Source organism: Streptosporangium sp. NPDC002544 (assembly GCF_040295965.1).
Lineage (GTDB): Bacteria > Actinomycetota > Actinomycetes > Streptosporangiales > Streptosporangiaceae > Streptosporangium.
The window spans coordinates 1-5,569 of sequence record NZ_JBEOWJ010000080.1; the positions used below are offsets into that span (position 1 = coordinate 1).

At 70.7% G+C, this 5,569-nt stretch carries 1 protein-coding gene; it reads left to right on the forward strand.

All coding sequences use genetic code 11. The features are described from left to right. The coding region (locus tag ABT061_RS48125; RefSeq protein WP_350930425.1) for an SDR family NAD(P)-dependent oxidoreductase at positions 1-5,569 on the forward strand (5,569 nt) is incomplete at both ends.

Genomic DNA, 5,569 nt, shown 5'->3' on the forward strand with positions numbered 1-5,569 from the left:
CACCGCCAGGGCGTACGGGCGTACCTTGAGCTGGGCCCCGATGGTGTGCTGACCGCCATGGCCGCCGACACCCTGGCCGCCGACGTGGATGTGCAGGAGTCGGACGCGGTGCTGGTGCCGGTATTGCGTAAGGACCGCGACGAGCAGGTCGCGTCCATGACGGCGCTGGCCGAGCTGCATGTGCACGGAGTGCCGGTCGACTGGCAGGCGGTGCTCCCGCGCGGACGCCAGGTCGACCTGCCCACCTACCCGTTCCAGCACGAGTGGTACTGGCCCCGCGGACAGCGAATGGGTGACGCTCGAAACCTGGGGCTGGCCGCGGCAGGGCATCCTTTGCTGGGCGCCGCTGTAGCGCTTGCCGCCTCAGACGGCGTACTGCTGACCGGCCAGCTGTCGTTGCGGTCGCAGGCATGGCTGGCCGATCACGCCGTGGGCGGGAGGGTGCTGTTCCCCGGCACCGCGTTCCTGGAGCTGGCCATCCGGGCCGGTGACCAGGTCGGCTGCGACCTGGTGGAGGAGCTCACCCTGGCGGCGCCGCTCGTACTGGGCGAAACCGACGCCGTCGCGGTGCAGGTGTGGGTGGGCGCGGAGGAGTCGGGCAGACGCGACCTGAGCATCTACACTCGGCCGGCCGAGGCCGGCGATGACGAGCCGTGGGTACGGCACGCGGTCGGCGTCCTCGCCATCGGCGGCCAGACCGCCGAGCGACTCGATACCGAAGTCTGGCCGCCGCAGGGCGCGTCCGCGATCGAGCTGGACGGGCTGTACGACCAGCTCGCTGAGGGCGGGCTGAGCTACGGACCGCTGTTTCAGGGCCTGCGGGCGGCCTGGCGGCGTGATGATGAGATCTTCGCCGAGGTGAGCCTGCCGAGTCGGCTCGAATCGGATGCCGGTTCGTTCGGTGTGCATCCGGCCCTGCTGGATGCGGCGTTGCACGTGGTGACGTTCGCGGGGTTGGACGACTCCGAGGGCAGCCGGTTGCCGTTCTCCTGGGGTGAGGTGTGTCTGCACGCCGGTGGCGCGTCGGCACTGCGGGTACGACTGGCCAGGACCGAAGGCGATGCCGTCTCGCTGGCGGTGGCCGATATGGCGGGGGAGCCGGTGCTGACGGCGCGGTCACTCGTACTGCGCCCGATCACGGCGGCCACCGGCGAAGGTGACCGTAGGGGCGAGCGGGACTCCCTGTTCAGGGTGGAGTGGACGGCGTTGCCGTCGGCGCGGGTGGCGCCGGTGGCCGACCCCGCGCCCACGGTGGCGGTTGTCGGCCTCGACGTGTTCGACCTCGCGGATCCGTCGGTGTTCGGGGACACGGACCAGGTGCCGGGTGCTGTGGTGACCGAACTGATCTTTGACCAGGTCGGCGCGGTGGTGGACGCGACACACGAGCTGAACGCGCGCGTTCTGACCGTGCTGCAGCAGTGGCTGGCCGATGAGCGGTATCGCGATTCACGGTTGGTGTTCGTGACGCGGGGTGCGGTCGCGGCCGGAGACGGTGAAGTGGTGTCGGATCTGCCGGCCGCTGCGGCCTGCGGATTGGTGCGCAGTGCCCAGTCGGAGAACCCAGGCCGGTTCGTGCTGGTCGATGTGGATGAACACCAGGCGTCGCTGCCGGCCTTGCCGGGGATACTGCCCGCGGTGCTGGCTTCGGGTGAGCCGCAGGTGGCGGTGCGTGACGGTGAAGTGCAGGTGCCGCGGTTGGCATCGCTGGCGTCGGGGGCGGGTCTGCTGCCTCCGTCCGGTACGGGGTGGCAGCTGGGCAGCCGGGCCAAGGGCAGCCTGGACGCGTTGGAGCTGCTCCCCTCTTCGGGGATGGCCGAGCCGCTGCAGGCCGGGCAGGTACGGATGGCGGTGCGTGCCGCGGGGGTGAACTTCCGGGACCTGCTGGACGGGCTGAACGCGCTGGGCTGGTTCCAGGACAAGGTCGGCCTGATGGGCAGTGAGGCCGCCGGCGTGGTGCTGGAGGTCGGTCCCGAGGTCGACGACCTGCGCCCGGGCGACTGGGCGGCCGGTCTGACCGAGGGCGCGTTCGGCCCGGTGGTGGTCACCGGCGCCGGCGGGTTGACCAAGATCCCTGACGGGGTCTCCTTCGAGCAGGCCGCGACGATTCCGGTGGTGTTCCTGACGGCCTACTACGGGCTGATGGACCTGGCCGGGCTGCGGGAGGGCGAGCGGCTGCTGGTGCACGCGGGCACCGGTGGTGTGGGTATGGCGGCGATCCAGCTGGCCCAGCGGCTGGGAGTGGAGGTGTTCGCCACGGCGCATCCGGCCAAGTGGGAGGTGCTGCGTTCGCTGGGCATCCCGGATGATCACATCGCCTCCTCCCGGAGTCTGGAGTTCGAGGAGCGGTTCCGGGAGGTGTGCGGTGAGCGGGGGATCGATGTGGTCCTCAACTCGCTGACCGGGGAGCTCATCGACGCCTCGGCGCGGCTGCTGCGTCCGGGCGGCCGGTTCATCGAGATGGGCAAGCTGGACATCCGCGAGCAGGACCAGTTCCCGGGGCTGGAGTATCACTGGTTCGATGTGATGGACGCCGGGCCTGAGCGGTTGCGGCAGATCCTGGCCGAGCTGATGGAGCTGTTCGCGGCCGGTGAGTTGCGGCCGTTGCCGGTCACGGTGTGGGATGTGCGGCGGAGCCGGGATGCCTTCCGGTTCATGGGCCAGGCCAAGCACACCGGCAAGATCGTGCTGACCATGCCCCGGCGGTGGAACCCGGAGGGCACGGTGCTGATCACCGGTGGCACCGGTGGTCTGGGCGCGCTGTTCGCGCGGCATGTGGTGGCCGAGCGGGGTGTGCGGCATCTGCTGCTGACCAGTCGCCGGGGTCTGGAGGCTCCGGGTGCGGTGGAGTTGCGGGCCGAGTTGATCGCGCACGGGGTCGAGGTCACGGTCGCCGCCTGTGATGTGGCGGATCGGGATCAGGTGGCGGCCCTGCTGGCCGGGGTGGACGCCGAGCACCCGCTGACCGCGGTGATCCACACCGCGGGTGTGCTGGACGACGGGACGATCCCGTCGCTGGCTCCGGAGCGGCTGGACACCGTGCTGCGGCCGAAGGTGGACGCCGCCTGGCACCTGCACGAGCTCACTCGTGGCGAGGACCTGGCCGACTTCATCATGTTCTCGTCGGTGGCGGGCGTGATCGGAGCTCCCGGTCAGGGTAACTACGCCGCGGCCAACTCGTTCCTCGACGCGCTGGCCCAGCAGCGCCGGGCCGCGGGGTTGCCCGCGCTGTCGCTGGCCTGGGGGGCGTGGGCTCAGGACAGTGGGATGACCGGTACTTTGAGCGATGGCGACATGGAGCGGCTGGCCCGTGCCGGTACGCCGCCACTCGCACCGGAACAGGGCATTGCCTTGTTCGAGGTGGCGGTCCGTTCCAGCGAACCGGTCGTGGCCCCGGTCCGGCTGGATCTGCCGGTGCTGCGAGCACAGGGCGAGATTCCGCCACTGCTGCGCAGGCTGGTACGGGGAAGGCGCCGGTCTGCCGCCGGGAGGTCGGCGGCGGCCAGCACGCTGCTTCAGCGGCTGGCTCCGCTCGCGGCGGCCGAGCGCGCCGAGGTCCTGGTGGATCTGGTGCGTACCGAGGTGGCCATGGTGCTGGGGCATCTCTCGCCGGAGACGGTGGAGGTGCGGCGGGAGTTCCGCGAGCTGGGCTTCGACTCGTTGACCTCGGTGGAACTGCGCAACCGGCTGAACGGTACGACCGGGCTGCGGTTGCCGGCCACGTTGGTGTTCGACTACCCGACGCCGGCCGTGCTGGCGGAGTTCCTGCTGGCCGAGCTGCTCGGCGAGCACGCCGATGTGGTGGTTCCCGGCGAGGTCCGGCCGGTGGCCGACGACCCCGTCGTGATCGTGGGCATGGCGTGCCGCTATCCGGGCGGGGTCACGTCCCCGGAGGACCTGTGGCGGCTGGTCACCGAGGGCGCAGACGCGATCTCGCCGTTCCCGACCACGCGAGGTTGGGATCCGGCGGCCTTCTACAACCCGGATCGGGAGAATCGCGGGACCAGCTACGTCCGTGAGGGTGGGTTCCTGCACGAGGCCGGGGAGTTCGACCCGGGGTTCTTCGGCATCTCGCCGCATGAGGCACTGGCGATGGATCCGCAGCAGCGGTTGCTGCTGGAGACGTCGTGGGAGGCGATCGAGCGGGTCGGGATCGATCCGGTCTCGTTGCGGGGCAGCCGTACCGGGGTGTTCGCCGGGGTCATGTACCACGACTACGCGACCAGTGTGTCGTTCCCGCCGGAGGTGATGGGGTTCGTCGGTACCGGCACCGCGGGAAGCGTGGCGACCGGTCGTCTGTCCTACACCTTCGGGTTGGAGGGCCCGGCGGTGACGGTGGACACCGCGTGTTCGTCGTCGCTGGTGGCGATGCATCTGGCCGCGCAGGCGCTGCGGTCGGGTGAGTGCAGCCTGGCGTTGGCCGGTGGTGTGACGGTGATGGCCAATCCGGGGCCGTTCATTGACTTCAGTGCGCAGGGCGGGCTGGCCGGCGACGGCCGGTGCAAGTCCTACTCCGACGCGGCCGACGGGGTGAACTGGTCCGAGGGTGTGGGCATGCTGGTGCTGGAGCGGCTGTCGGACGCGCGCCGCAACGGCCATCAGGTGCTGGCGGTGGTGCGAGGGTCGGCGGTCAACCAGGACGGTGCGTCGAACGGGTTGACCGCGCCGAACGGTCCGTCGCAGCAGCGGGTGATCCGCCAGGCGCTGGCCGGTGCGGGTTTGACCTCCGCTGAGGTGGACGTGGTGGAAGGGCACGGGACCGGCACGACGCTGGGCGACCCGATCGAGGCGCAGGCGCTGCTGGCGACCTATGGTCAGGATCGCGACGAGGATCGGCCGCTGCTGCTGGGCTCGATCAAGTCGAACATCGGTCACGCGCAGGCCGCGGCGGGTGTGGCCGGTGTGATCAAGATGGTCATGGCTCTCCGGCACGGGGTGCTGCCCCGGACGTTGCATGTGGACGCCCCGTCGTCGCACGTGGACTGGTCCATGGGCGCGGTGGAACTGCTGACCGAGCCGACCGAGTGGCCGGAGACCGGTCGTCCGCGCCGGGCGGGGGTGTCGTCGTTCGGGATCAGTGGCACCAACGCCCATGTGATCTTGGAGCAGGTGCCGCAGGCAGTGGAACCGGAGACCGGTGAGCCTGCCGGTCCGGTCGGCGGGGTGCTGCCGTGGGTGGTGTCGGCGAAGAGTCCTGAGGCGTTGCGCGAGCAGGCGCGCCGTCTGGGTGCGCAGGTGGAGGCGGTCGGCGAGCTGGGTCTGGTGGATGTGGGGTCGTCGCTGGTGTCGTCGCGATCGGTGTTCGAGCACCGTGCGGTGGTGGTCGGTGGGGATCGTGAGGGGCTGCTGGCGGGTGTCGGTGCGCTGAGCGCGGGTGAGTCGGTGCCCGGTGTGGTGCGGGGTGTGGCCGATGTCGTCGGTAGGTCGGTGTGGGTGTTCCCGGGTCAGGGGGCGCAGTGGGTGGGCATGGGTGCCGCGCTGCTGGAGGAGTCGGCGGTGTTCGCCGGGCGGATGGCGGAGTGTGCGGCGGCGTTGGAGCCGTTCGTGGACTGGTCGTTGCTGGATGTGGTCC